We start from the raw sequence: 23,178 nt of genomic DNA, 5'->3' as shown, positions 1-23,178 counted from the left end.
TGATAAAGTATAAAATCATAGTAAACACATAGGAATTATAATAAATTGAATGCGGAGAGGCCGTCATATGAGGCGGCTGCGAAGGAGGACATGAACGATGGAGCGAGCGATTACGATTATGTACGGTTCGACCGAGCTGAAGGCATCGTTGCACTACCCGATCCAAACGGGGGAGGGGAAGGATGTCAAGGGGAACCAGGGGGGACATTGTCCGCTCATCGTAATCTGCCACGGCTTCATCGGCAGCCGGATCGGCGTGGACCGCTTGTTCGTCAACGCCGCCCGCCAATTCGCCGCCGCCGGCTACATGGTGCTCCGCTTCGATTATGCCGGATGCGGCGAAAGCACGGGCGATTACGGCGAAGGCGGACTGAATGCGATGATCGAGCAGACCCGGGTTGTGCTCGATTATGCGCTGGAAATCGACTATGTCGATCCAAACCGGGTATCGCTGCTCGGGCATAGTCTGGGCGGTGCGGTGGCGCTGCTGACCGCCGCTCAGGACCGGCGAGTGAAAACGCTGCTGCTGTGGTCGGCGGTTGCCCACCCGTTCAACGATATATTGCGCATCGTCGGGCAATCGACGTACGATCATGCGGTTCAATACGGTTCTGCCGATTATATGGGGTATTCCCTGCGTCCATCCTTCTTCGAATCGCTGTCGGAGCACCAGCCGTTTGCGCAAATCCGCAAATTTACCGGAGACGTTTTTCTCGCCCACGGAACGTCGGATAGCGTTATCCCAACCGACTATTGCTCGCTGTACCAGAAGCTGTTCTGGATGCGCTCTTACGGGCAATGCGACATGGAGCTGATCTTTCAGGCGGATCATACGTACACGACCGGCGGGAGCAAGCGGGAGCTTTACGACAGAACGCTGGAGTGGCTGACGTACAACGAGAAGCGCAAGCGGGAATGGCACAACTGGGAAATTTAGCGGGATAGATGGGGCGGATAGGCGCCTCGCCGGAACCGAACATGATGCGGTCAGGGATAACGGACGAACAGTTCCTTATAACCCGGACCGTTTTTTTTGTGCAATTTGATGTACAACGCCTGATCCCGGTATTCGGCTTGCATCGATTTGAGCCCGACCGCGGCGGGCAGCGGGAACGTCTGCATGTTACCGAGCGGCCCTTCGATTTTGAAGGTCATACCGTTTACGAACAATTGCAGCTTGCGCGGGTCGACGTATTCGGGGATCGGCACCCGAATCTTCACGAATTTGAGCGTTTCGCTCACATCCGCCTGGAATAATCCGGAACGGGCCTCTCTATCCGCTCTCGATGAGGAGGGAGCCGACTGATTCGGAGCAACCGAACGGTCCATGATGCCGCGAACGAACTGCCCGATGCGCGATATCGAATCGCCCTTCATCCCCGGTATCGCGTTCGGAAAAAGATCGTCGAACAGCTTTTCGAATTGCCCCCAATCGAAGCCGCGCTCCTCATTCGGCGGAGCGTTCCGCGAGCGCTGAGTTTCCATAACAGCATCTCTCCCTATATAGTGGTCTTATCCTAATTGTATGTGCTATTGTCCCGGAGGGTTCGTGCAGGTAAGCGGCTGGAAGCTGCTAAGCATTATGACGTCATAAACGAAAACGGAGCATCGCCGGAGGCAGCAGCCGACCGGTATTTTTTTGCTCGAAAGTTCTGATTTTCGCTTAGGGAGCGTATAGTTTGGTGTAACTGGCGGATGGAAAATGTGCAAATATATATTGCGTCATAATTATTTATATGGTATGTATTATATAAGGTTTTTGTAAGGTGTTACTGATTCAGTACATCCTATTCAAATATGGAGGCGATCCGGCATGAAATCGATCGATCAAAGCGTGAAGTTGGGTCTTATCGTATGTGGGCACTGCGGCCGTCACATTGATGAAGTCGAAACGGAGAAGGTGACCGTCCTGTACGGCTGCTGCACGAACGATTCATGCCGGAGAGGAACCCGACAAGGAGAGACGGAGAATGAATGACGGCAAGCAAAGCGGAACGGATCGAAGCAAGGATCAAACGGGGGAACGCGAAACGAACGCCGGCGCCGGCTGGGTGAAATCGTTCGAGCAAGGAAACGCGGGGATGAAAGCGGAGCTTGGCGGCAAAGGCGCGAATTTGGCCGAAATGATCAATGCCGGGCTCCCGGTTCCCCCGGGCTTCACGATTACGACGGAAGCGTGCCGCGCCTATTATGCGTGCGGCGCCAAGCTGCCGGACGGACTGATGGAAGAAGTGGACGCGGCGCTCCGCCAGCTGGAGGCTGTGCAGCAGAAAACGTTCGGCGATGCCTCGAAACCGCTGCTTGTTTCCGTCCGCTCCGGTTCGGTCACCTCCATGCCGGGTATGATGGATACGATATTAAACGTCGGGCTGAACGACGAAACGGTGCGCGGCGTGGCGGCCTTGTCGGGGAACAGCCGGTTCGCTTACGACTGCTACCGCAGGCTGATTCAGATGTTCGGCAACGTTGTGTTCGGCATCGAGCCGATTCGCTTCGAAAAGCTGCTTCACGAGCTGAAGTCGGCAGAAGGCGCGGAGCAAGACCGCGATGTGAGCGGGGAAGGCTGGGAACGGCTGGTCGAGCTGTATAAGGAATTGATCGTTAAAACAAGCGGCAAGCCGTTCCCTCAGTCCGTAAGCGAGCAATTGAAGCTGGCCGTCGAGGCCGTATTCCGCTCGTGGAACAATCATCGGGCGAAAGTATACCGCAAAGTAAACCGCATCCCCGACGAGCAGGGAACGGCGGTTAACATCCAGGCGATGGTGTTCGGCAACAAGGGCGACGATTGCGGCACCGGAGTCGTATTTACGCGTAATCCGTCAACCGGCGAGAAGGCGTTGTTCGGCGAATATTTGACGAACGCCCAGGGCGAGGATGTCGTAGCCGGCGTCCGTACTCCGCTGCCGATCGCTACGCTCGAGCGGGAGATGCCGGGCGTTTACGCCAGCCTGAAGCAAACGGCCGAGCTGCTTGAGCGTCACTACCGCGATATGCAAGACATTGAGTTTACAGTCGAGCATGGCAAGCTGTACTTGCTTCAGACCCGAGCCGGCAAACGTTCCGCCCAGGCGGCGATGAAAATTAACGCCGATCTGGTGGAGGAAGGGCTGCTGACCCGAGAAGAGGCGATAGCGCGCATTGAGATCGGCCATCTGGATCAACTGCTGCATCCGGCGATACCGGCCGATGCCGTTCTCGACGTCGTGGCAACGGGGCTTCCGGCATCGCCGGGAGCGGCGACGGGCGAAGCGGTGTTCGACGCCGACAAGGCCGAAGAATGGGCGCGAGCCGGACGCCGCGTCATTCTGATCCGTTCGGAAACGACGCCGGAGGACATTCACGGCGTACTCGCCGCCGAAGGTGTTCTTACAAGCCGCGGCGGCATGACGAGCCATGCGGCGGTCGTCGCCCGCGGAATGGGCAAGCCTTGCGTATGCGGCTGCGAGGAAGCGCGTATCGATGTGGAAGCTCGCGAGTTCCGCGCCGGCGGGGCGGTTATCCGCGAAGGGGACGCCGTGTCGATCGACGGCTCGACGGGGCGCGTCATCCGCGGCGAAGTTCCGCTGCGTGCGGGAGATATGTCTGACGAGCTGCGGAAGCTGCTCGATTGGGCGGATTCCATCCGGACGCTGCGCGTTGCCGCCAATGCCGACAATCCGCTCGATGCCGCCAAAGCGCGGGAGTTCGGCGCGGAAGGCATCGGACTGTGCCGTACGGAGCATATGTTTCTTGCGCCGGACCGGCTTCCGGCGGTCCGCGAGATGATCCTGGCGGAGACGACGGCGGAGCGGGAGCTGGCGCTAATGAAGCTGCTGCCGATGCAGCAGGGCGATTTCGAAGGGTTGTTCCGGGCGATGGACGGGCTGCCGGTGACGATCCGGCTGCTCGACCCGCCGCTGCACGAGTTTTTGCCGAATGCCGAGGAGCTTCGCCAGCGGGTAGCCGATCTGTCGGCCGGCATCGCGAGCGGCGCAGACGCTTCGAAAGAGCGCAAAGCCCAGCTTCAGGATCTGGAAACGATGCTGCGCAAAGTGCGCTCCCTTCACGAGGCCAATCCGATGCTCGGCCAGCGCGGCTGCCGGCTCGGGGTGTTGTTCCCGGAAATTTACGATATGCAGGCGGAGGCGGTGTTCCGCGCGGCGCTTATATGCTTGAACGAGGGTGTCGCCGTCGTTCCGGAAGTCATGATTCCGCTTGTCGGGCATGTGAACGAGCTGCGCTTTTTGCGGGAGCGGATCGAGCGCATGGCGGAGCGGGTGCTGGGCGATCAGGCGAGCCGCTGCTCCTATAAGGTCGGCACGATGATCGAAGTGCCGCGCGCCGCGCTGACAGCCGGACAAATCGCCGAATGCGCCGACTTTTTCTCCTTCGGCACGAACGATTTGACGCAGATGACGTACGGCTGCAGCCGCGACGATGCCGAAGGCAAGTTTTTGAGCCATTATGTCGATCACAAGCTGCTGCCGCACAATCCGTTCCAGACGCTGGACCGCGAAGGGGTCGGACAGTTGATCGAATGGGCGCTGCGCCAGGGGAAAGCGACCCGCAGCGATCTGAAAACCGGCGTTTGCGGCGAGCATGGCGGCGATCCGCAGTCGATCTTTTTCTGCCATGCGGCCGGTCTCGACTATGTGAGCTGCTCGCCGTACCGCATTCCTCTCGCCCGGATCGCGGCGGCACAGGCGAGAATCGCGCTTGGCGCCGCCCCCGGAGCAGAGACGGCGCAGCGGGAGCCCGAGCTTGCGGGTCGGAACGCGTAAGTTACTTTGCGGGGACCCCGAAGGCAAAAAACGCTGTTTTGTAGTGGCAATTGCGCCGAATTCGCGCTAACATTATAATATCGATGTCGAACGAGCCGAAAGCAAACGATGCTTTCGGCTTCCGTTCGAGAGAAGGGGGATGTCATGCAGTTATCGCCACGTCAGTTGGAAATCGTCCGGCTCGTCAAGCTGCACGCGCCGATTACCGGCGAACAAATTGCGGAAATGTTTCAGCTCAGCCGTCCCACGATTCGATCCGACCTGGCGCTGCTTGTCATGCTCGGGCATTTGGACGCGAAGCCGAAGGTCGGTTATTTTCCGGGACAAGTTTCCGCCGAACAGGAACGGACCGCCGCGGTCATTACGTCCATGAAGGTGAAGGACGTATTATCGCTGCCGGTTAATATTCGCGAATCGGCGACAGTGAACGATGCGGTCGTCACCTTGTTTATGGAAAACGTCGGAAGCCTTATCGTCACGGACGAATCGGGAGCGCTTGTAGGCGTTATCTCTCGCAAAGATTTGCTGAAGGTCACACTAGGCAATCCTGCGGCTTCGGCGATGCCGGTAAGCCTCGTCATGACGCGCCATCCGAATGTAGTGACCGCATCTCCCGACGATACGGTGCTGGATGCCGGGCGGAAAATGATTCATCATCAGGTGGACGGTTTGCCCGTGGTCGTTCGCCATCCGGACGATCCCGAGAGGTGGGAAGTTGTCGGACGCATTACGAAGACCACGATGACGAAGCTGCTTGTCGGAGGTAGCGGAGTCGTAGACGTATAACCAGGGGGAGCGGAAATGAGCGAGGAACGACAGCAGTTCATATACATTTGCTCGGACGCCGTCGGCGAGACGGCGGAGGCGGTCGTGAAGGCGACGATTCGCCAGTTCGACGCGCATCAGGTGAAGATCAAACGGATCAGTCATATGAAAAGCGAGGACGAAGTCAGAGCGGTCGTGGAAGAAGCGGCGAAAAGCGGCGGATTTGTCGCGTTTACACTGGTCCAGCCGGAGCTGCGGGAGATGATGAAGGAGGAAGCGGTCCGTCTCGCCGTTCGCGCCGTGGACATTATGGGGCCGATGATGCAGGCGTTCATCGACACGTTTAACGATTCGCCGAAGCGCAAGCCCGGCTTGCTGCACGAAATGGACGACGCTTACTTCCGGCGGGTCGAAGCGATCGAATATGCGGTCAAGTGCGACGACGGCCGCGACTCGAACCTGCTGCTGCAGGCGAATATCGTGCTGATCGGGGTTTCGCGGACATCGAAGACGCCTCTCAGCATTTTTTTGGCGCATAAAGGTTACAAGGTCGGCAACTTTCCGCTCGTCCCGGAGGTAAAAGCTCCGCAGCAGCTGCTTCAGCTTCCCGGCAATCGGGTCGTCGGGCTGACGATGGAGGCCGACCAGCTGCTCAAAATTCGCACGGAACGGCTGCGTGCCGTCGGGCTTCCGTACGGGGCGAAATACGCGACGCTGCAGCGCATTTCCGAGGAGCTGGAATATGCTCACGATATTATGAAACGGATCGGCTGTCCGGTCATCGACGTGACGGACAAGGCGATCGAGGAGACGGCGGGCATCATCCTCGGTTATTTGTAAGAGAGCTGTATAAAAACGTCCGAAGCTGCGAATTTTCTGTCCGAATAAGCTTGTCTCTGCGGCCAAACTCCGGGTATTCTATATAGGGAGTTTACAGGCTCCCATGGATTCAGAAACCGCCATAATCGGAGGAATGCGAGAGATGAGCAAGCTGAAAGTAGGGGTCATCGGGGCCGGATCGATATCCGAGCTGCATATGGGCTCCTATCAAAACAACCCGAATGTCGAGATGTATGCGGTATGCGATTTGAACGAGCAGCGGGCCAAAAATTTGGCCGAGAAATATGGCTTTGCCAAGGTGTACACGAGCATCGCCGAATTGCTGGCCGATCCCGGACTGGAAGCGGTAAGCATATGCACCTGGAACAACACGCACGCCGATCTCGCCGTTCAGGCGCTGAATGCGGGCAAGCACGTTCTCGTGGAGAAGCCGCTCAGCACAACTGTTGAAGAAGCGCTGCGGGTACAGGAGGCTGTTCGCCGGACGGGCAAGCTCGTCCAGGTCGGCTTTGTTCGCCGGTACGCATCCAATACGCAGCTTTTGAAGCAGTTTATCGACAGCGGCGACTTGGGCGAAATTTATTACGCGAAAGCGTCCTGCTTGCGCAGGCTTGGCAACCCGGGCGGCTGGTTTGCGGACAAGTCCCGCTCCGGCGGTGGCCCGCTGATCGATCTCGGCGTTCATATGATCGATGTGTGCTGGTATTTGATGGGCCGCCCGAAGGTGAAGTCGATCAGCGGCAACGCGTACAACCGTCTGGGCAACCGGGCTAACGTGAAGCATCTGAACTTCTACAAGGCGGCCGATTACGACGCTTCGAAAAACACGGTAGAAGATTTGGCGAACGCCGTCATCCGCTTTGAAAACGGCGCCTCGCTCATGGTGGATGTCAGCTTCACGCTCCATGCGCAGAAGAACGAAATATCGGCGAAGCTGTACGGAACGAAGGGCGGCTGCGAAATCGAGCCGGAGCTGGCGATCATTACCGAGAAATACGATACGATCCTGAACGTGACGCCGCAGGTCAATTCGCTCGGCCTCAACGTCAAGGAAGCGTTCCAGAACCAGATCGACCATTTCGTCGACTGCTGCCTCAGCGGCAAAACGCCGATCAGCTCCGTCGACGACGGCGTCGAGATGATGAAGATGCTGTGCGGCATTTACGAGTCCGCCGAGCAAGGCAAAGAACTTTATTTTTCATAATAAAGAAAACGCTCCGGTTCCCGTCAGGGATCGGAGCGTTTTGGCGTTGCGTCGTCTACAGGCGCTGTGGCCGAGCTTAGGCAGATACGACGACCTTCGAGCGCGCTGCGGCGCTGCGTCCTTTACCGAGAGGCACGCACATCGGCGTACCGAATATCGGGTCCGGCACGATCCGGCATTCCATGTCGAAGACGTGGCGGATCAATTGCTCGTTCACGATCGTTTCCGGATCTCCGCTGGCATACACCGTCTTGTCCTTGACGGCGACGATATGGTGGGCGTACCGACAAGCCAGGTTAATATCGTGCAGCACCATGACGATCGTCCGGTTCTCGTGTTCGTTCAGCTCGAACAACAGATCCAGCACCTCGATTTGATGCGTCAAGTCGAGATAAGTCGTCGGCTCGTCGAGCAGGATCGTCTTCGTCCCTTGCGCCAGCGTCATGGCGATCCACGCCCGCTGCCGCTGGCCGCCCGAAAGCGAGTCTACGGGACGTTCCGCGAAGCTGTCCATCCCGGTTGCCTGAAGCGCGCGCGTTACCATCCGCTCGTCTTCCTCCGACCATTGCTTGAGCCAGTTTTGATGCGGGTAACGGCCCTGCTTGACGAGCTGAAGGACGGTCAAGCCTTCCGGCGCCGTAGGCCCTTGCGGCAAGATGGCAAGCTGCCTGGCGACTTCCTTCGTGGACATTTTGGCGATCGGCGACCCATCTAGTACGACCGAGCCTCCATCCGGCTTCAGCAGGCGGGCCATCGAGCGGAGCAGCGTCGATTTGCCCGAGCCGTTGCCGCCGATCAGAACGGTCACTTGCCCTTTCGGTATGACGAGGTCTAGATTTTCGATAATGGGCAGCTCGCCGTACGACAGCGTGAGCGATTTCGTCTCGATCGCTTTCATGGATCATCTCTCCCTGAAATGGTATGGTGACGCCGATCAGGCGTTGCGGTTTTTGTACAGCAGGTATAAGAAGAACGGCGCTCCGATAAGCGATGTGAAAATGCCGACGGGCAAGTCCAGCGGCGCGAAGGCGGTTCTTGCGATCAGATCGGCAGCCGTGACGATAATGCCTCCGAGCAGCATCGAGGCTACGATCAGTCCGCCGAACGAGGAGCCGACCAGCTTGCGGGCCGCATGAGGAGCGAGCAGCGCGACGAAGCCGATTGCGCCCCCGACCGCTACGGCTGCCCCGGCCGTGCCGACGCACAAGAGCAGCAGCAGCAGCCGGTCCCGGTCGACCCGGCTTCCCGCGCCGGCGGCCGTATCGTCGCCGAGCTGAAGCACGTTCAGCGTCCGGCCCATAAAGAAGGCTAGCGGCAGGAGCACAAGCGTCCACGGCAGCAGCGTAAGCACATTCGACCAACTGGAGCCGTAAACGGTGCCGGTCAGCCACGTAAGCGCCTTGCTCGCCGAGTAAAACTGGCTTCTGACGATCATCAGCGTCGTTGCGGCCTTCATCGTCGCCTCAATGCCGATGCCGATCAGAACGAGCCTCATGGGAGAGACTCCTTTTTTCCAGGCGAGCACGTAGATAACGGCCGTTGCAACAATGGCGCCCAGCATGGCGGCGAGAGGCAAGTAGGCGATGCTCGCGAGCGGCATGAATGTGATGAAGGCGACGGCTGCAGCCGATGCCCCGCCGGTAATGCCCATGATGTCCGGCGAAGCGAGCGGGTTGCGGATCATGCCTTGCAAAATGGCGCCGGATGCGGCGAGCAGCATGCCGACGAGCAGAGCGACGACGATGCGCGGCATGCGGAACTGTAGCACGACCGTCGCCTCGCCTTCGTCGCCTCCGCCGAACAATATTTGAAGGACGGATAACGGGCTGATTCGCATCGAGCCGATCGCCGCGCTGGCGATCACGACCGCGATCAGGATGGCGGCGAGTATCGCGGCTACGAGCAGAGAACGTTTATCGATCAGCCCCGAAAGGCGAAGCCTCTTCAGCCGTATTGACATGTATTTGCTCATTTGCCGGACCACCCCTTACGCGCCGCGTAAATGAAGAAAGGCGTTCCGATCAGAGCGGTCATGACGCCGATCGGCATCTCTCCGGGCATGGCGACGAACCGGCCGGCTATATCGGCGGCGATGAGCAGTATCGCGCCGACGAGAGCGGAGAACGGAGTCATCCAGCGAATGTCGCCGCCGACCAGATAGCGGCATATATGCGGCGTGACGAGTCCGATGAAGGCGATCGGTCCGGCAACCGCTACGGAAGTGGCGCACAGCGTCATCACGATGGCGCCCGCGACGGCCTTCACGAGCAGCGTGCGCTGGCCGAGCCCTTTGGCGACGTCGTCGCCAAGAAGCAGCGTGTTCATCGGAGCGGATATGGCGATCGCGCCGATCCAGGCTGCGGCCATAAACGGAAATACATCCCCGAGCAGCGTCAGGCTGCGGCCTTGTACGGAGCCGGCAAGCCAGTACAGCACTTCTTCCATGCCCCGCTTGTCGACCAGCAGCAGCGCGTGAATCATGGAGGAGGCCAGCGCGGTTACGGCCGCTCCCGCCAGCGTTACCTTGAGCGGGGATAAGCCGTCCCTGCCGGCGGAGCCGAGTATGTAAACGACGATGCCGCTTCCAACAGCGCCGATAAAGGCGATCCATGTATAGTCGGCTAGCGAGCTAACCGAGAAAAAGCTGACGGCGCAGACGATGGCGAGACCTGCTCCCGAGTTGATCCCCATCAGTCCGAGATCGGCGAGCGGATTTTTGGTCAGCGCCTGAAGGATCGTTCCGGCGATGCCGAGACTCGCCCCGACGGCCGCGGCGATGAGCGCGCGCGGAACCCGGAGCTGCTTGATCGCAATATGTTCGTTGGAGCCGTCAAAATGAAGGTAGGCGTCGATGGCCGTTTTCCAGCTCGTTCCAATGACGCCGTAAACGATGCTGGCGTATAGGGCGCAAACGAGCAGCAGGACAGCGATCGTCAGGCCCGCCAGCTTCCCGCCCGCATGTCGCAAAACCGGTTGCATAAAAATCCTCTTTCTATATAGGAGCGTGGATGAGATGTATTTCTGCTTCATTTAGTGTAGGGGATTGAGCCGAGTCTGTCAATGATCTTGATATTCATTCTCATTAAAAGGTAAATATGAAAACGGCATGAACATGAATGAAAAAGTATTGACTTTGCAAAAGAGAATGTGTAAGATTTGTTCTGGAATTGATAATCATTCTCAGAAATTTAAACCGTGAATGATGGGACCAGCTACGTGTACACATCTTGAGGGGGAGTTTTAGACATGTTGAAGAAATGGAACCGGCTCGGATCGGTTGTGCTTACAGCCGTGTTCGGAGCCGGCGTTATACTAGCCGGATGCTCGGACAAAAAAGCGGCGGAGCCTGCACCGACAAACGGTTCGTCGGGAGCGAACCAGAGCTATACGGTTAAGCACGCTATGGGCGAAACGCCGATTCCGAAACCGCCGCAGCGTGTCGTCATCCTGACCAATGAAGGCACCGAGGCGCTTCTTGCGCTTGGCATCAAGCCTGTCGGCGCGGTCAAGTCGTGGGTCGGCGATCCGTGGTACGATCATATTAAAGCGGATATGCAAGGCGTCAAAAACGTCGGAACCGAAAGCCAGCCGAATATCGAGGACATTGCGGCGCTGAAGCCGGATCTGATTATCGGCAACAAAATGCGGATCGAGAAAGTGTATGACCAGCTGTCCAAAATTGCGCCGACCGTTTACTCGACCGAACTTCGCGGCGACTGGAAAATCAACTTCAAGCTGTATGCCGAAGCGGTAGGCAAGAAGGCGGAAGGCGAGAAAATAATGGCGGACTTCGACAAGCGTCTTGCCGACTTCAAAACGAAGGCGGGAGATAAGCTGAAGCAGAAAGTATCGCTGGTCCGCTTTATGCCGGCCACCGCGCGGATTTATTACAACGATACGTTCGCCGGCGTTATTTTCAAGCAAGCGGGCATCGCCCGTCCGGACAAGCAAAACAAGGAAACGTTCGCGGACGATGTGACGAAGGAACGCATTCCGGATATGGAAGGCGACCTGCTGTTCTACTTCACCTATGAAACCGGCGACGGCAAAGCGTCCAAGATGGAAGAGGACTGGGTGAAGGACCCGCTGTGGAACAACCTGAACGTAGTCAAAAACAAAAAGGCGTTCAAAGTAAGCGATACGGTCTGGAATACGGCGGGCGGCGTGAAGGCGGCCAACCTTTTGATCGACGATTTGTACCGGGTATTTGAAGTTAAGCCTTGATGAACGGCAGGAAACGGCTGCGAGCGCTCGCAGGCCGTTTTTTTGTTGCGGCGATCGAACGGGTGCATAGGCTGACAGCGCATCGAGAACGGTTTTGTGCTATGATACTGGGAAACGTTATACTTACGGGAAGTGTTCGCGATGACGGGTCAGCCGACTCAAGAGCCGGGAAAAGGACGCGCTGCAAAATCGGCGCTGCAGCTCCCGATCCGGTTTTACCGCAAATGGATATCGCCGCTGAAGCCGCCGACATGCCGGTTTTATCCGAGCTGCTCGGCGTATGCGCTCGAGGCGATCGAGGTGTACGGCCCGGCCAAAGGGAGCTGGATGGCCGTCAAGCGTTTATGCAAATGCCATCCGTTTCATCCCGGCGGCTTCGATCCGGTACCTCCACACCCGGACGAGAGGACTGAGCGGGAGGCGACTTGACATGGCGCGCCGCGTTTGCATAGAATAGGGGTAACCTCATATTGGAATCCGTTGAACGGAAAAGTACGAAGCCCGTTTCTAACCCAGAGAGCCGGAAATGGTGAAAACCGGCGTAGAAGCGTTTCGGAAGATGGTCCGGGAGGAATCGCCGTCGAGCGGGCAAGAAGCCCTTTAGGCCGCGACGCAAACCAGCGTTACGGGGGCAAGTCTGGAACAGACTTGTACGAAAGCCCTGCTGTCGCAAGCTCAGCGGGGGAATTTGGGTGGTACCGCGTGAGTAACAACTCTCGTCCCATGTGGACGGGAGTTTTTTGCATTTTTCTAAGGAATACCGTCAATTTCAATAAGAGCAAAGGGGCAAGGAACATGAGCGATAACAAAAAGACATTTTATTTGACGACACCGATCTACTATCCTAGCGATAAGCTTCATATCGGCCACGCGTACACGACCGTAGCGGGTGATGCAATGGCCCGTTACAAGCGGCTGAGAGGCTACGACGTCATGTATTTGACCGGAACGGACGAGCACGGGCAAAAAATCGAGCGCAAGGCGGCCGAGAAGGGCGTCTCGCCGCAAACGTTCGTAGACGGCATCGTGACCGGCATCAAGTCGCTTTGGAGCAAGCTGGACATCTCGTACGATGACTTTATCCGAACGACGGAGCCGCGCCATAAAGATGTCGTGCAGCGCATTTTTCAGCGGCTGCTGGATCAGGGCGACATTTATCTCGGCGAATACGAAGGCTGGTATTGTACGCCTTGCGAATCTTACGTGCTGGAACGGCAGCTCGTAGACGGCAATTGTCCGGACTGCGGCCGTCCCGTCGAGAAGGTGAAGGAGCAAAACTACTTTTTGCGCCTGAGCAAATACGCCGACCGGCTGCTGCAATATTATGAAGAAAACCCGGACTTCATCCAGCCGGAAACGCGGCGCAACGAGATGATCAGCTTCGTCAAGCAAGGGCTCGAAGATCTCGCCGTTTCCCGCAACACGTTCGATTGGGGAATCAAGGTGCCGGGGCAGCCGGAGCATGTCATCTATGTCTGGATCGACGCGTTGTCCAACTATATTACGGCGCTCGGCTACACGACGGACGATGTGAAGTTCCGTTCTTACTGGCCGGCGGACGTTCATCTGGTCGGTAAGGACATCATCCGCTTCCATACGATTTACTGGCCGGTTATGCTGATGGCGCTCGACCTGCCGCTGCCGAAGAAGGTGTTCGCTCACGGCTGGTTCCTTACGAAGGAAGGGAAAATGTCGAAGTCGAAGGGCAACGTCATCGATCCGGTGCTGCTTATCGAGCGCTACGGACTCGACGCGCTTCGTTACTTCCTGCTACGCGACGTTCCGTTTGGGCAGGATGGAGTATTCACGCCGGAAGGATTTATCGAGCGGGTCAACTTTGACCTAGCGAACGACCTGGGCAATCTGCTCAACCGGACCGTAGTCATGATCGACAAATATTTCGGCGGCGACATTCAGCCTAGCGTACCGGGAGCGACCGCCTTCGACGCTTCGCTGCGCGAAACGGCGGCTCAGGCCGTCCAGAAGATGGAGGAAGGGATGGAGAAGCTGGAGTTTTCCATCGCGCTCGCATCCATCTGGCAGTTGATCGGCCGTACGAACAAATACATCGACGAAACGCAGCCGTGGGCGCTGGCCAAAGACGAGGCGACCCATCCGCAGCTCGGTTCGGTGCTGTACCATCTGGCCGAATCGATCCGCATCATCTCCGTCCTGCTGCAGCCGTTCATGACGCGCACGCCGCAGAGAATATGGGAGCAGCTTGGCATCGCCGGCGACGGACGTCTGACCGAATGGGATAGTGTGCGGACGTTCGGACTGCTGCCGGCCGGTACGAAGGTGAACAAAGGCGATACGCTGTTCCCGCGTCTCGAGGTCGCTCCCGAGATCGCCTATCTGATCGAATCGATGGGCGGCGCGGCGGCTCCTGCGGCGCAGGCGGAACAGGCGAAGGGCGGCGGGAAAGAGCAGGCCGCCCAAGCAGCCCCGGCCGCTTCTCCTGCGACTGAGGCGCTTGAGGAAATCGGGATCGACGATTTCCTCAAGGTAGAGCTGCGCGTCGCCCAGGTGCTCGCCGCCGAGCCGGTGAAGGGCGCCGACAAGCTGCTTAAGCTGCAGCTCGATCTCGGCTACGAGAAGCGCCAGGTCGTCTCCGGCATCGCCAAGTATTACAAGCCGGATGAACTGATCGGCCGCAAGGTGATCGTCGTGGCGAACCTGAAGCCGGTCAAGCTGCGCGGCGAGCTGTCGCAGGGGATGATTCTCGCCGCTTCGGAAGGCGACAGCCTGACGCTCGCTTCCGTGGCGGAAGATATTCCGGTAGGAGCGATTGTGAAATAACGAAGCTAACAGCTACAGAGAAGCCTTCGCGCCTGTGTTTACAGGCAAGCGAAGGCTTTTGGCTGCATACGAGCGGAAAAGTTTCGGTTGACAAGCGAGAGAGAACGATTTTATAATCCAATATGTAAATAGAAAAAGTTACGATTTACAGGAAAGAGGCATCGTAAGAGGAAGGGATGGTAGAAGAATGAGTAATTGGAGCGGAAGAACGAGGAGAAGCAGACTTGCGGCATCAGTTATAGGTATGCTGCTGCTGGCCGTGATCATGACCGGATGCGGCAACTCATCGAATGTAAATCTTTCCGAAGGAAAAGTCAATGTCATTACGACCTTTTATACGTTATACGATTTTGCGACCCGCATCGGCGGCGATAAGGCGAACGTGATCAATCTGGTGCCGGCAGGGGTCGAGCCGCACGACTGGTCGCCCAAGAGCCGCGATTTGAAAAATATGGGCAAGGCGCAGCTGTTCGTATACAACGGTGCCGGCTTCGAGGGCTGGGCGCACGATTTTCTCGAAAGCTTGAACAAGGACTCCGGCCTCAAGGTTGTAACGGCAAGCGACGGCATCGAGCTGTTGCATGGAGTGGAGCATGACGACGACCACGGCGACAAGAAGAAATCGGGAAGCTCCGCATCCTCCGATCACGACCACGAGCACGATACCGATGTCGATCCGCACGTCTGGGTCAGCCCGAAATCGGCGCTGAAGATGGCGGAAAATGTGAAAAACGGCTTCGTTCAGGCAGACGCCGCGAATAAAGCGTACTACGAAGCGAATTACGAGACGCTCCGCAAGCAGCTTGCCGATCTGGACGGCAAATTCGCCCAATCGATCGCCAAAGCTCCGCGGAAACAAATCGTCGTCTCGCATCAGGCGTTCGGTTACTTGGCCCGCGATTACGGATTGACGCAAATGCCGATCATGGGTTTGTCTCCCGATTCGGAACCGACGGCTCAAGATTTGAAGGCGATCAATAAGTTCGTCAAAGATCAAGGAGTCAAATATATTTTCTTCGAGGAGCTCGTATCCGATAAAATGGCGAAAACGCTCGCCAAAGATTTGGGCATCGAAACGCTGGTGCTGAATCCGCTCGAGGGGCTGACGCCGGAGCAGGCGAAAGCGGGCGACAACTACGTCACGGTAATGGAGCGCAATTTGCAAAATTTATTGAAAGCATTACAATAAGTTGTACAGATTTCGAAGATCTGGAACACAACTAATCACGAACGGAGAAACCTCCATGCAGCAATCGACCGATCCGGTTGACGTCCGGTGTCATCAGCCGGTCGTATCTATGGAAAACGTATCGTTCTTATACGAGCAGCGCAGCGTCATCGAGAAGTTGAACTTTCAAGTTTTGCAGCGCGACTTTGTCGGCTTGATCGGCTCGAACGGGGCAGGCAAAACGACGCTGCTGCGTATGATCGTCGGGCTTCTGAAGCCGACCGGCGGGGAGATCCGCCTGTTCGGAACGCCGCTTACGCAGTTCCGCGACTGGGAGCGGATCGGCTATGTGCCGCAAAAAAATGCGTTTAATCCGCTGTTTCCCGCTACGGTGCGGGAAGTGGTATTATCCGGCTTGTACGGCAGGAAAAAGCTGTTCAGACGGATCGGGCAGCCGGATTTGAAAAAATGCGAGGACGCGCTTCACGCGATGCGGATCGAAGAACTTGCGGATCGACGCATCGGCCAGCTGTCCGGCGGACAGCAGCAGCGGGTTTTTCTCGCCCGAGCACTCGTCAACAATCCCGAACTGCTTATTCTTGACGAGCCGACGGTCGGCATCGACTCGGAGACGCAGGAGAGCTTCTTCCATATGATCCGCCATATGCATCAGCGTCACAATATTACGTTTCTGATGGTTTCGCACGATATCGAAATGATGCATGCTTACTTGGGCTATGAGCCGGCGCATACGAACGGCAAGCTGAAATTTTATGTGAAGCACACGCACGAGCTGGAAAACTGCGCGGAAACGAACCTCGTTCACAGCTTGCGCGATCTTCGTCTGGGCGGGCCCGAGCCGGCGGCGGCGCGATAGGAGAGAGTATACGGACTTATGGATATATTTGCGGAATATTTTTTTCAGCGCGCTTTGATCGGCGGCATCTTGATCGGCGGAATGGCGCCGCTGCTCGGCATCTTTCTGGTGCTGCGCAGACTGTCGATGATCGGCGATACGCTGGCGCATGTTTCGATTGCGGGTGTGGCGCTCGGATTTCTGATCGGCGTATATCCGCTTGCAATCGGCCTGCTGTTCTCCATACTCGCCGCCTTTGCAATCGAACGGCTGCGCCGGGCGTACCGGACGTATGCGGAGCTGTCGATCGCCATCATCATGTCTGGCGGAGTAGCGTTAGCCACCTTTCTTTTTACGCTCGGCAGAGGGTTCAATATGGACGTGACCAGCTACTTGTTCGGCAGCATCTATACACTAAGCTGGACCGATCTGTGGCTCGTACTTGCCGTAACCGTCGTTGTGCTGGCGATGATGCTTATTTTTTTCAAGGAAATGTTTCTGATCATGTTTGACGAGGATGCGGCTGCGGTGAGCGGGATTCCGCTGCGTGCGCTTAACCTGCTGCTTACCGTCCTGACGGCGCTTGTTATCGGCGTCGCGATCAAAATAGTCGGGGCTTTGCTCGTTTCCGCGCTTCTTACCGTTCCGGTAGCTTGCAGTCTTGCGGTTGCGAAAAGCTTCCGGCACTCCGTATGGATCGCGCTGCTGTATTCGGAGATTGCCGTTGTCGGCGGCCTCGTAGCGGCAGGGGTATGGAACTGGGCGCCGGGGGCGACAGTCGTGCTGATGCTGATTGCGCTGCTCATGCTCACTTTACTTGTACGAGGACGAAGAACGAGCGTATAATGGGGGTATTGCCAACAGGAAACGGAGTGGGAGGTTTGTCTCAAGTTAATATTTGGATTGCGCTCTGGGCGGGATTCGCTTCCTTTATATCACCCTGCTGCTTGCCGCTTTATCCTTCTTATTTGTCGTACATAACGGGCATTTCGGTGCAGAAGCTGAGGGAAGACCGGTCGAAGAAAGAAGTGCGCCTCGCGACGACGCTGCATACTTTATTTTTCATCCTGGGATTTTCGATCATTTTTTATTCGCTTGGCTTTGGGGTCGGTTTGGTTGCCGATTGGTTCAACGATTACCGTGATCTGATCCGCCAGCTTTCGGCGATTCTGATTTTCATCATGGGTTTGTTCCTGCTCGGCATTTTCCAGCCGCAATGGCTGATGCGCGAGCGCAAGCTGCAGGTAAAGTCGAAGCCAGCCGGCTTTCTCGGCTCGCTGGTCGTCGGCATGGGTTTTGCCGCCGGCTGGTCGCCTTGCGTAGGTCCGATTTTGTCTTCGATTTTACTGCTTGCGGCGACGGAGCCAGGGACGTGGTTTCAATTGACGACGGCTTATTCGGTCGGCTTCGCGATTCCGTTTTTCATTTTGGCGTTTTTCATCGGCTCCACGAAATGGATTCTGAAATATTCGTCGCTCATGATGAAGATCGGCGGAGGCCTTATGGTGCTTATGGCGCTTCTGCTCTACTTCGATAAAATGATTCTGATTACGATCTGGCTTCAGGAGAGAACGCCGGATTGGCTGAAGTTTTAAACCTGCAAACAACCCGCTCGGATCGGTGATCGGTTCCGGCGGGTTTTTCTAAGTTTCGGGGCTCCCCGCAAAGTATTTGGAATAAGCATCGAAGCATAAGCTCCACTTTGTGGGGTTATGGTTTAAGTGAAATATTCGATTCGCGCCTCCGGAAATTGTTCGAAAATGCGCTCCGTAATCGTTTCGCGAAGCAGCGTTGCCTGCTCGTCCGGATATACATACTTGCCTTGTCCCCAGCGGCCCCACTTGTACTTGCGCTTCGCCTCGTCCATTTCCAGCTTTGTTTTCGGGTAACGCTGCTGAATGACGTTTTTCGCGGTTTTGGTGAACCGATGCTGAATCAGTTCAAACGTTAAATCCGGCGTCTCCTTCGGTACTGATGCTCCAAGCTTGGCGAGCAGATCCGCATAACCGTCCTCCCAGCCGTCGAACCATATTATCGGCGCAATAATGAAGCCAAGCGGGTAACCGGCTCGCGCTACTTTGCCTGCCGCCTCGATCCGTTCGGCGAATGTGGAGGTCGACGGCTCGAAATGCCAGATTACATAGTCTGCATTCACGCTGAACCGGAAACGCGTATGGCCGTTATGCTTCGCATCCAGAAGCGAATCGACATGATGAAACTTCGTAACGAAACGAAGCCGTCCGAGCGGCTGCTCCGCCATAAATTCGATCAGCTCCCGAAGCGAGCCGCTAATATGCTCGATTCCGACCGGATCGGACGTACAAGCCGCCTCGAAGCGCGTAATTTCCGGTGCTCGCTCCTCGATATAACCTCGGGCCGCATTCAAGATGTCTTCGGTGTTCACATAGATGCGAATATACGGCTTGGCTCCAAGCGTTGTTTGCAAATAACAATAGTGGCAATGGCCCATACAGCCCGTCGCGATCGGAATGGCGTATTCGGCCGAAGGCTTGGACGTATCGAACTTTAGCGTTTTGCGAATGCCGACAACGAGCGTCCGCTTGGCGATTTTGTACTTCTCCAGCTCGCTCTCGCCCGGAAGTCCGGTAATTCGGTTGTGCGAGCCGGTTATTCGGATCGGCAGGCCGAGCGATTCGGCCCATTCATGGATTCGTCTGCCTTTCGGATAGTCGAGTGCATCCGGTTCGAAGTAGACCAGCTCCGGGACAAATTGAAGCGTATTTCGCACTTTACGCGGAGGGGTTAGCAGCTCCGTGGACAAGGGATCAACTCCTCTACGGCCTCGTTAGGTTGGTTTTCACGATTGTAGGTTTCCCCGGCTGAGCGACAGCGACACCTGCTACTTTTTACAGCTATTACTTTCGAAAACTTGCGTTGTCCGGACCAAGGGTGTATCATTAATAAGGTTGAGGCTACATACCGGAACAGAGGAGGTGTCTTATGGCAGCGACACCGAGCATGGAAGATTATTTGGAGAAAATTTATAAGCTGATCGACGAAAAAGGATATGCGCGAGTGGCCGACATCGCCGAAGGGCTTCAGGTGCATCCCTCGTCTGTAACGAAGATGATCCAAAAGCTGGATAAAGATAATTATTTGATATATGAGCGTTACCGCGGACTTGTACTGACGACCAAAGGTAAAAAGATGGGCAAACGGCTCGTGGAACGTCATCATCTGCTCGAGAGCTTCCTCCAGGTGATCGGCGTACAGGAGGAAAACATTTATAAGGATGTCGAAGGGATCGAGCATCACCTGAGCTGGGATTCGATCACTTGTATCGAGGTGCTGGTCGAGTCGTTTCGGCGAAATCCGGAGCGGGTCACCGAGCTGCTGAACATCCGCAGCGAACTGGAAACCGAATAAGCTATTCCTGACGATAAGACGCTTCCGTCGTTTGCGCAGAGCAAACGATCGGGGCGTTTTTGCTTTTCACTCTGCCGCGTGACATACGAACAAACCTGCGCGGCATACGTTGTTCGTAGGCGTACTATCGCTTATTTGCAGCGGAAGGGTGACGGATATGCTCGTCAACGGAGTATTCGAAGGAGGAGGCGTAAAGGCGCTCGCTCTTGTCGGGGCCGTCAAAGCGGCGGAGGAGCGGGGCGTAAAGTTTAAGCAGGTAGCGGGCACGTCCTCAGGCGCGATCGTCGCGTCGCTGCTGGCTGCAGGGTATACGGCGGATGAGCTGAAACAGATTATTATGGAGACGCCGTTTACCGATTTTCTCGCCAAGTCGTGGCTGCATGAATTGCCGATCGTGGGTCCGGCCGTTCGCTTGTTCGTGAAGAAAGGACTGTATTCCGGGCAAAAGCTCGAGAAATGGATCGAGGAGAAGCTGGCCGCAAAAGGCGTGCGTACGTTCGCCGACTTGCCGCGCGGTAAGCTGCGGATCATCGCCTCGGATATTTCGCAGGGAAAGCTGCTCGTTCTGCCGGACGACATTGTCCAGTATGGAATCAATCCGGAAAATTTCTCGGTCGCTCGCGCCGTGCGAATGAGCACGAGCATCCCGTATTTTTTCGATCCGGTCGTTTTGCGCAAACCGGCGAAGGCGCGCAAAAAGGGAGAATCGTTTACCGATCAGTTCATTTATATCGTCGACGGCGGACTGCTCAGCAACTTTCCGTTATGGATTTACGACGAGGAGAACAGCAAAATTCCGGAGAAGGAGCAGATTCCGACGCTCGGCTTCCAGATGGTCGGCAAGCCTTCGGCCGAACCGCGTTCGATTGTAGGGCCGCTTTCGATGTTTCAGGCTTTGTTCGCGACGATGATGGGCGCCCACGACGAGCGGTACATCGAAGAGAAAAACCGGTTTCGGACGATCAAGGTGCCGACGCTTGGCGTTCGCGTCACCGACTTCGATATCAAGCCGGAAAAAAGCTTCGAACTGTACAAATCCGGATACGATGCCGCCAAAGCTTATTTTCAAAAATGGACGCCTCAGGACTATATCAGCAGCTTCAATCAGATTGTGCGCAACGGTAAAAATGGCAAGCCGGCGTAAGGCAGCGAACATAAAGATGCCCGGAGATTCGCGTCTCCGGGCATTCGTATGTTTTCAGTGGTACGTATGCGGTTTTTCCGGCGGGCCGTCGTCATCCCTTTTGTTGCCTTGAATGACTCGGAACGGAACGTTTTTTCGTCTTTCTTTCGTTCGTTTGGCGGAGGAAGATGGCTTGCGCCCGTTCGCTTTGCGGAAACGAGAGGGCGGGTATTTCCACAGCAAGAACACGCCCCCGAAAATGACGATCGCCACAATGAGCTCGAACGGGGTGGTCATCATCCGGAAGATGATGCCGATCGCCATCAAGACGAGTATCACGATGAAAAACGGGTGAAAACGCCGATTCATGGATCGTTCCTCCTTTCGTCTTCATGCGATGGATCGTGTGCTTTATTTAAGAAACCGCTTGTCCCGGCTTGCGCTGCCCGCCGCTTTCGAGCAGTTCGCGCTCAAGCTCAAGCATTCTTTGGAACGAGGCGATCGATACTTCCACCTGCGAATCGTCCGGCTCTTTGGTCGTCAGCTTTTGCAGCCACAGTCCCGGGTAGCCCAGATAACGAAGCACCGGCGTATCGCGAACGGAATTGGTGAGCCGGAGCACTTCGTAGGATAGCCCGATAACGATCGGCAGCAGCACGATACGAATCAGCAAACGATCCCATAATCCATCATATTTGAAGAACGAGTAAATGATAACGCCGACGATAACGGTAAAAACCATAAAGCTGCTGCCGCACCGGTAATGAAGCGTATTGAACTTCTGCACGTTCTCGACAGTCAGCTCTTTGCCGGCTTCATAGGCGCTTATTACCTTATGCTCGGCTCCGTGGTATTGGAACAGCCGTTTGATCAGCGGCGTCAGCGAGATGAAGTAGATATACCCGAGCAGCAGAACGATTTTGATAACGCCCTCAAGCAGATTGTGCAAAACTTGATTTGAGAATACATGTTGAAATAAAAGCTGTTCGATAAAAGCGGGAACGAGCGTAAACACGAACTTGCCGAACAAAAACGACAAAACGCCTACAACCGCGACGCCGAGCAGCATCGAGAGGTTGCCGAAGGAGCCTTTTTTGGCGGACGCCTTTTGTTCCTCTTCGCCGGTTTCGTCCTCCGCATATTTTTCCGCCGAGAAGTTCAGGTGCTGCGCGCCTTTGGCGCTGGATTCGATAATCGCGACGATACCCCGGAGCAGCGGTATTTTTTTGAGTTTGTTCACCCAGGCGATCTCTTTGCGAGGCACCTCGAAAAATTCGATAGCATTGTTTTTGCGCCGTACCGCTGTTACGTTGACGGTTTTGCCGGCCATCATGACGCCTTCCATGACCGCTTGCCCGCCGTAAATGGGGGCTGGTTGACTTTGCGACACCCGATTGTCACCTTCCTTCGTTTCTTCTTCTTTATTGTATCGAATTATCGGCCCGAACGCCACTCGTTTAGTTTGCTACCGGTTTACACATAATAGGAAAAACAAGGCGGAAAGGACGTATACCTGTGAAAGACAAGGAAGACGGGAAGAAGAACAAGCAACGGCAGTCGCAAGTTTGGTCGGTTGCTTTGCAGATCGGCCTGTTTGCCGGTGTCATATGGGGAGCGGTGAAAATAGCCGCCTTTTATTTCAAGTTTTCAAAAGTACCGGTGAGCTTCCTGGCAAAACCGTTCCTCGCGCCAAACATCATCAATACGACGGCGGGCTTTTGGATGGGCTGGCTGTTTTATATCGTGTTCTCTATCTTTGCTGCCCTGCTTTATGCCGCTTTGTTCCGGCGCGTCAAAGGGTACTGGGCGGGGCTCGTTTACGGAGCGGTTTGGTGGGCGCTAATGACGCTGCTTGTCGGACCGTCGACCGGCATGATGAAGTGGATCGACCGTACCGATTGGAACACGATTTTGACCGAAGCCTGTCTTTATTTGCTGTGGGGTTTATTCATCGGGTTCTCCATTTCGTTCGAATTTACCGACGACCGGCACCGGGAGCCGGAGAGCGCGCTCTAAATGGCAAGAGCTAGCGGAACGGAACGGAGCGGTCCA

General features: G+C 56.2%; 23 protein-coding genes and 1 other annotated feature. Of the genes, 16 read left to right on the top strand and 7 right to left on the bottom strand.

All coding sequences use genetic code 11. The features are described from left to right. The first annotated feature begins 97 nt into the window (after nt 1-97). A complete protein-coding gene (locus tag D7M11_RS12145; RefSeq protein ID WP_120747478.1) occupies nt 98-937 on the top strand; it encodes an alpha/beta hydrolase family protein in 840 nt (279 codons plus the stop codon). Between the two features lie 50 nt (nt 938-987). Here D7M11_RS12145 and D7M11_RS12140 read toward each other — a convergent pair whose 3' ends face one another. Continuing rightward, nucleotides 988-1,485 (bottom strand): Hsp20/alpha crystallin family protein, encoded by a 498-nt coding sequence (locus D7M11_RS12140; RefSeq protein WP_120747477.1) that lies wholly within the window; start codon nt 1,483-1,485, stop codon nt 988-990. Nucleotides 1,486-1,813: 328 nt separating this feature from the next. On the opposite strand from D7M11_RS12140, the gene D7M11_RS12135 reads away from it, so the two are divergent. The 5 genes from D7M11_RS12135 to D7M11_RS12115 all read left to right on the top strand — a co-directional run bounded on the left by D7M11_RS12135 (nt 1,814) and on the right by D7M11_RS12115 (nt 7,569). After that, entirely contained in the window at nt 1,814-1,978 is a 165-nt protein-coding gene (locus tag D7M11_RS12135) for a GapA-binding peptide SR1P (protein WP_240041067.1), read from the top strand. Next, the gene (ppdK, locus tag D7M11_RS12130) at nt 1,971-4,760 is read left to right on the top strand and encodes a pyruvate, phosphate dikinase (protein ID WP_120747476.1); all 2,790 of its coding nucleotides are present in this window, start codon (nt 1,971-1,973) and stop codon (nt 4,758-4,760) included. Before D7M11_RS12135 ends, ppdK begins: the two co-directional genes overlap by 8 nt. A 144-nt stretch (nt 4,761-4,904) precedes the next feature. Next, nucleotides 4,905-5,546, top strand: a complete 642-nt coding sequence (locus tag D7M11_RS12125; RefSeq protein WP_240041066.1) for a helix-turn-helix transcriptional regulator — start codon at nt 4,905-4,907, stop codon at nt 5,544-5,546. Between the two features lie 15 nt (nt 5,547-5,561). Further along, nucleotides 5,562-6,365 carry a pyruvate, water dikinase regulatory protein gene (locus tag D7M11_RS12120; RefSeq protein ID WP_120747475.1) on the top strand — a complete coding sequence of 268 codons (804 nt, stop codon included), beginning with the start codon at nt 5,562-5,564 and terminating at the stop codon, nt 6,363-6,365. Between the two features lie 142 nt (nt 6,366-6,507). After that, a complete protein-coding gene (locus D7M11_RS12115; RefSeq protein ID WP_120747474.1) occupies nt 6,508-7,569 on the top strand; it encodes a Gfo/Idh/MocA family protein in 1,062 nt (353 codons plus the stop codon). A gap of 76 nt (nt 7,570-7,645) precedes the next feature. Here the strand turns inward: D7M11_RS12115 and D7M11_RS12110 are convergent, their stop codons facing one another. From D7M11_RS12110 to D7M11_RS12100, 3 genes are read right to left on the bottom strand one after another with little or no spacing between them, the layout of a single operon-like run. After that, nucleotides 7,646-8,467 (bottom strand): ABC transporter ATP-binding protein, encoded by an 822-nt coding sequence (locus D7M11_RS12110; RefSeq protein ID WP_120747473.1) that lies wholly within the window; start codon nt 8,465-8,467, stop codon nt 7,646-7,648. Nucleotides 8,468-8,503: 36 nt separating this feature from the next. After that, a complete protein-coding gene (locus D7M11_RS12105; RefSeq protein WP_120747472.1) occupies nt 8,504-9,541 on the bottom strand; it encodes a FecCD family ABC transporter permease in 1,038 nt (345 codons plus the stop codon). Beyond that, entirely contained in the window at nt 9,538-10,548 is a 1,011-nt protein-coding gene (locus D7M11_RS12100; protein WP_120747471.1) for a FecCD family ABC transporter permease, read from the bottom strand. Before D7M11_RS12100 ends, D7M11_RS12105 begins: the two co-directional genes overlap by 4 nt. Before the next feature lie 267 nt (nt 10,549-10,815). Between D7M11_RS12100 and D7M11_RS12095 the strand changes: the two genes are divergently transcribed. From D7M11_RS12095 to D7M11_RS12065, 7 genes are all read left to right on the top strand, one after another. Then, on the top strand, nt 10,816-11,793 hold the full coding sequence (locus D7M11_RS12095; protein ID WP_120747470.1) for an ABC transporter substrate-binding protein: 978 nt from the start codon (nt 10,816-10,818) through the stop codon (nt 11,791-11,793). Between the two features lie 141 nt (nt 11,794-11,934). Further along, nucleotides 11,935-12,222: a membrane protein insertion efficiency factor YidD gene (gene yidD / locus D7M11_RS12090; protein WP_120747469.1), complete on the top strand. Its 288-nt coding sequence runs from the start codon at nt 11,935-11,937 to the stop codon at nt 12,220-12,222. 42 nt (nt 12,223-12,264) lie between these two features. Beyond that, nucleotides 12,265-12,520 (top strand) — a binding site (T-box leader). A 68-nt stretch (nt 12,521-12,588) separates the two neighbouring features. Beyond that, nucleotides 12,589-14,592, top strand: coding sequence for a methionine--tRNA ligase (gene metG, locus D7M11_RS12085; protein WP_120747468.1), 2,004 nt, complete (start codon nt 12,589-12,591; stop codon nt 14,590-14,592). 187 nt (nt 14,593-14,779) lie between these two features. Continuing rightward, nucleotides 14,780-15,781, top strand: coding sequence for a metal ABC transporter substrate-binding protein (locus tag D7M11_RS12080; protein WP_120747467.1), 1,002 nt, complete (start codon nt 14,780-14,782; stop codon nt 15,779-15,781). A gap of 55 nt (nt 15,782-15,836) precedes the next feature. Beyond that, complete coding sequence (locus tag D7M11_RS12075; RefSeq protein WP_120747466.1) at nt 15,837-16,637, top strand: metal ABC transporter ATP-binding protein; 801 nt, start codon at nt 15,837-15,839, stop codon at nt 16,635-16,637. An 18-nt stretch (nt 16,638-16,655) separates the two neighbouring features. Then, nucleotides 16,656-17,462 carry a metal ABC transporter permease gene (locus D7M11_RS12070; RefSeq protein ID WP_120747465.1) on the top strand — a complete coding sequence of 269 codons (807 nt, stop codon included), beginning with the start codon at nt 16,656-16,658 and terminating at the stop codon, nt 17,460-17,462. Nucleotides 17,463-17,497: 35 nt separating this feature from the next. Further along, on the top strand, nt 17,498-18,211 hold the full coding sequence (locus D7M11_RS12065; protein ID WP_120747464.1) for a cytochrome c biogenesis CcdA family protein: 714 nt from the start codon (nt 17,498-17,500) through the stop codon (nt 18,209-18,211). 122 nt (nt 18,212-18,333) lie between these two features. On the opposite strand, the gene splB is transcribed toward D7M11_RS12065, so the two are convergent. Next, nucleotides 18,334-19,398: a spore photoproduct lyase gene (gene splB / locus D7M11_RS12060; RefSeq protein WP_120747463.1), complete on the bottom strand. Its 1,065-nt coding sequence runs from the start codon at nt 19,396-19,398 to the stop codon at nt 18,334-18,336. Nucleotides 19,399-19,577: 179 nt separating this feature from the next. Here splB and mntR point away from each other — a divergent pair, with 179 nt between their 5' ends. Together mntR and D7M11_RS12050 are read left to right on the top strand one after the other, a co-directional pair. Beyond that, entirely contained in the window at nt 19,578-20,003 is a 426-nt protein-coding gene (gene mntR / locus D7M11_RS12055; RefSeq protein ID WP_120747462.1) for a transcriptional regulator MntR, read from the top strand. A gap of 157 nt (nt 20,004-20,160) precedes the next feature. Continuing rightward, nucleotides 20,161-21,147 carry a patatin-like phospholipase family protein gene (locus tag D7M11_RS12050; RefSeq protein ID WP_120747461.1) on the top strand — a complete coding sequence of 329 codons (987 nt, stop codon included), beginning with the start codon at nt 20,161-20,163 and terminating at the stop codon, nt 21,145-21,147. A gap of 54 nt (nt 21,148-21,201) precedes the next feature. Here the strand turns inward: D7M11_RS12050 and D7M11_RS12045 are convergent, their stop codons facing one another. Both D7M11_RS12045 and D7M11_RS12040 read right to left on the bottom strand, forming a co-directional pair. After that, nucleotides 21,202-21,495, bottom strand: coding sequence for a hypothetical protein (locus D7M11_RS12045; RefSeq protein WP_120747460.1), 294 nt, complete (start codon nt 21,493-21,495; stop codon nt 21,202-21,204). A 46-nt stretch (nt 21,496-21,541) separates the two neighbouring features. Then, on the bottom strand, nt 21,542-22,516 hold the full coding sequence (locus tag D7M11_RS12040) for a DUF1385 domain-containing protein (RefSeq protein WP_240041065.1): 975 nt from the start codon (nt 22,514-22,516) through the stop codon (nt 21,542-21,544). Nucleotides 22,517-22,641: 125 nt separating this feature from the next. Between D7M11_RS12040 and D7M11_RS12035 the strand changes: the two genes are divergently transcribed. Further along, nucleotides 22,642-23,142: a YqhR family membrane protein gene (locus D7M11_RS12035; RefSeq protein ID WP_120747458.1), complete on the top strand. Its 501-nt coding sequence runs from the start codon at nt 22,642-22,644 to the stop codon at nt 23,140-23,142. Nucleotides 23,143-23,178: the final 36 nt, after the last annotated feature.

This window comes from Paenibacillus ginsengarvi, assembly GCF_003626695.1.
Taxonomy (GTDB): Bacteria; Bacillota; Bacilli; order Paenibacillales; family NBRC-103111; genus Paenibacillus_AB; species Paenibacillus_AB ginsengarvi.
This window is presented reverse-complemented; position numbering and strand designations above follow the sequence as displayed.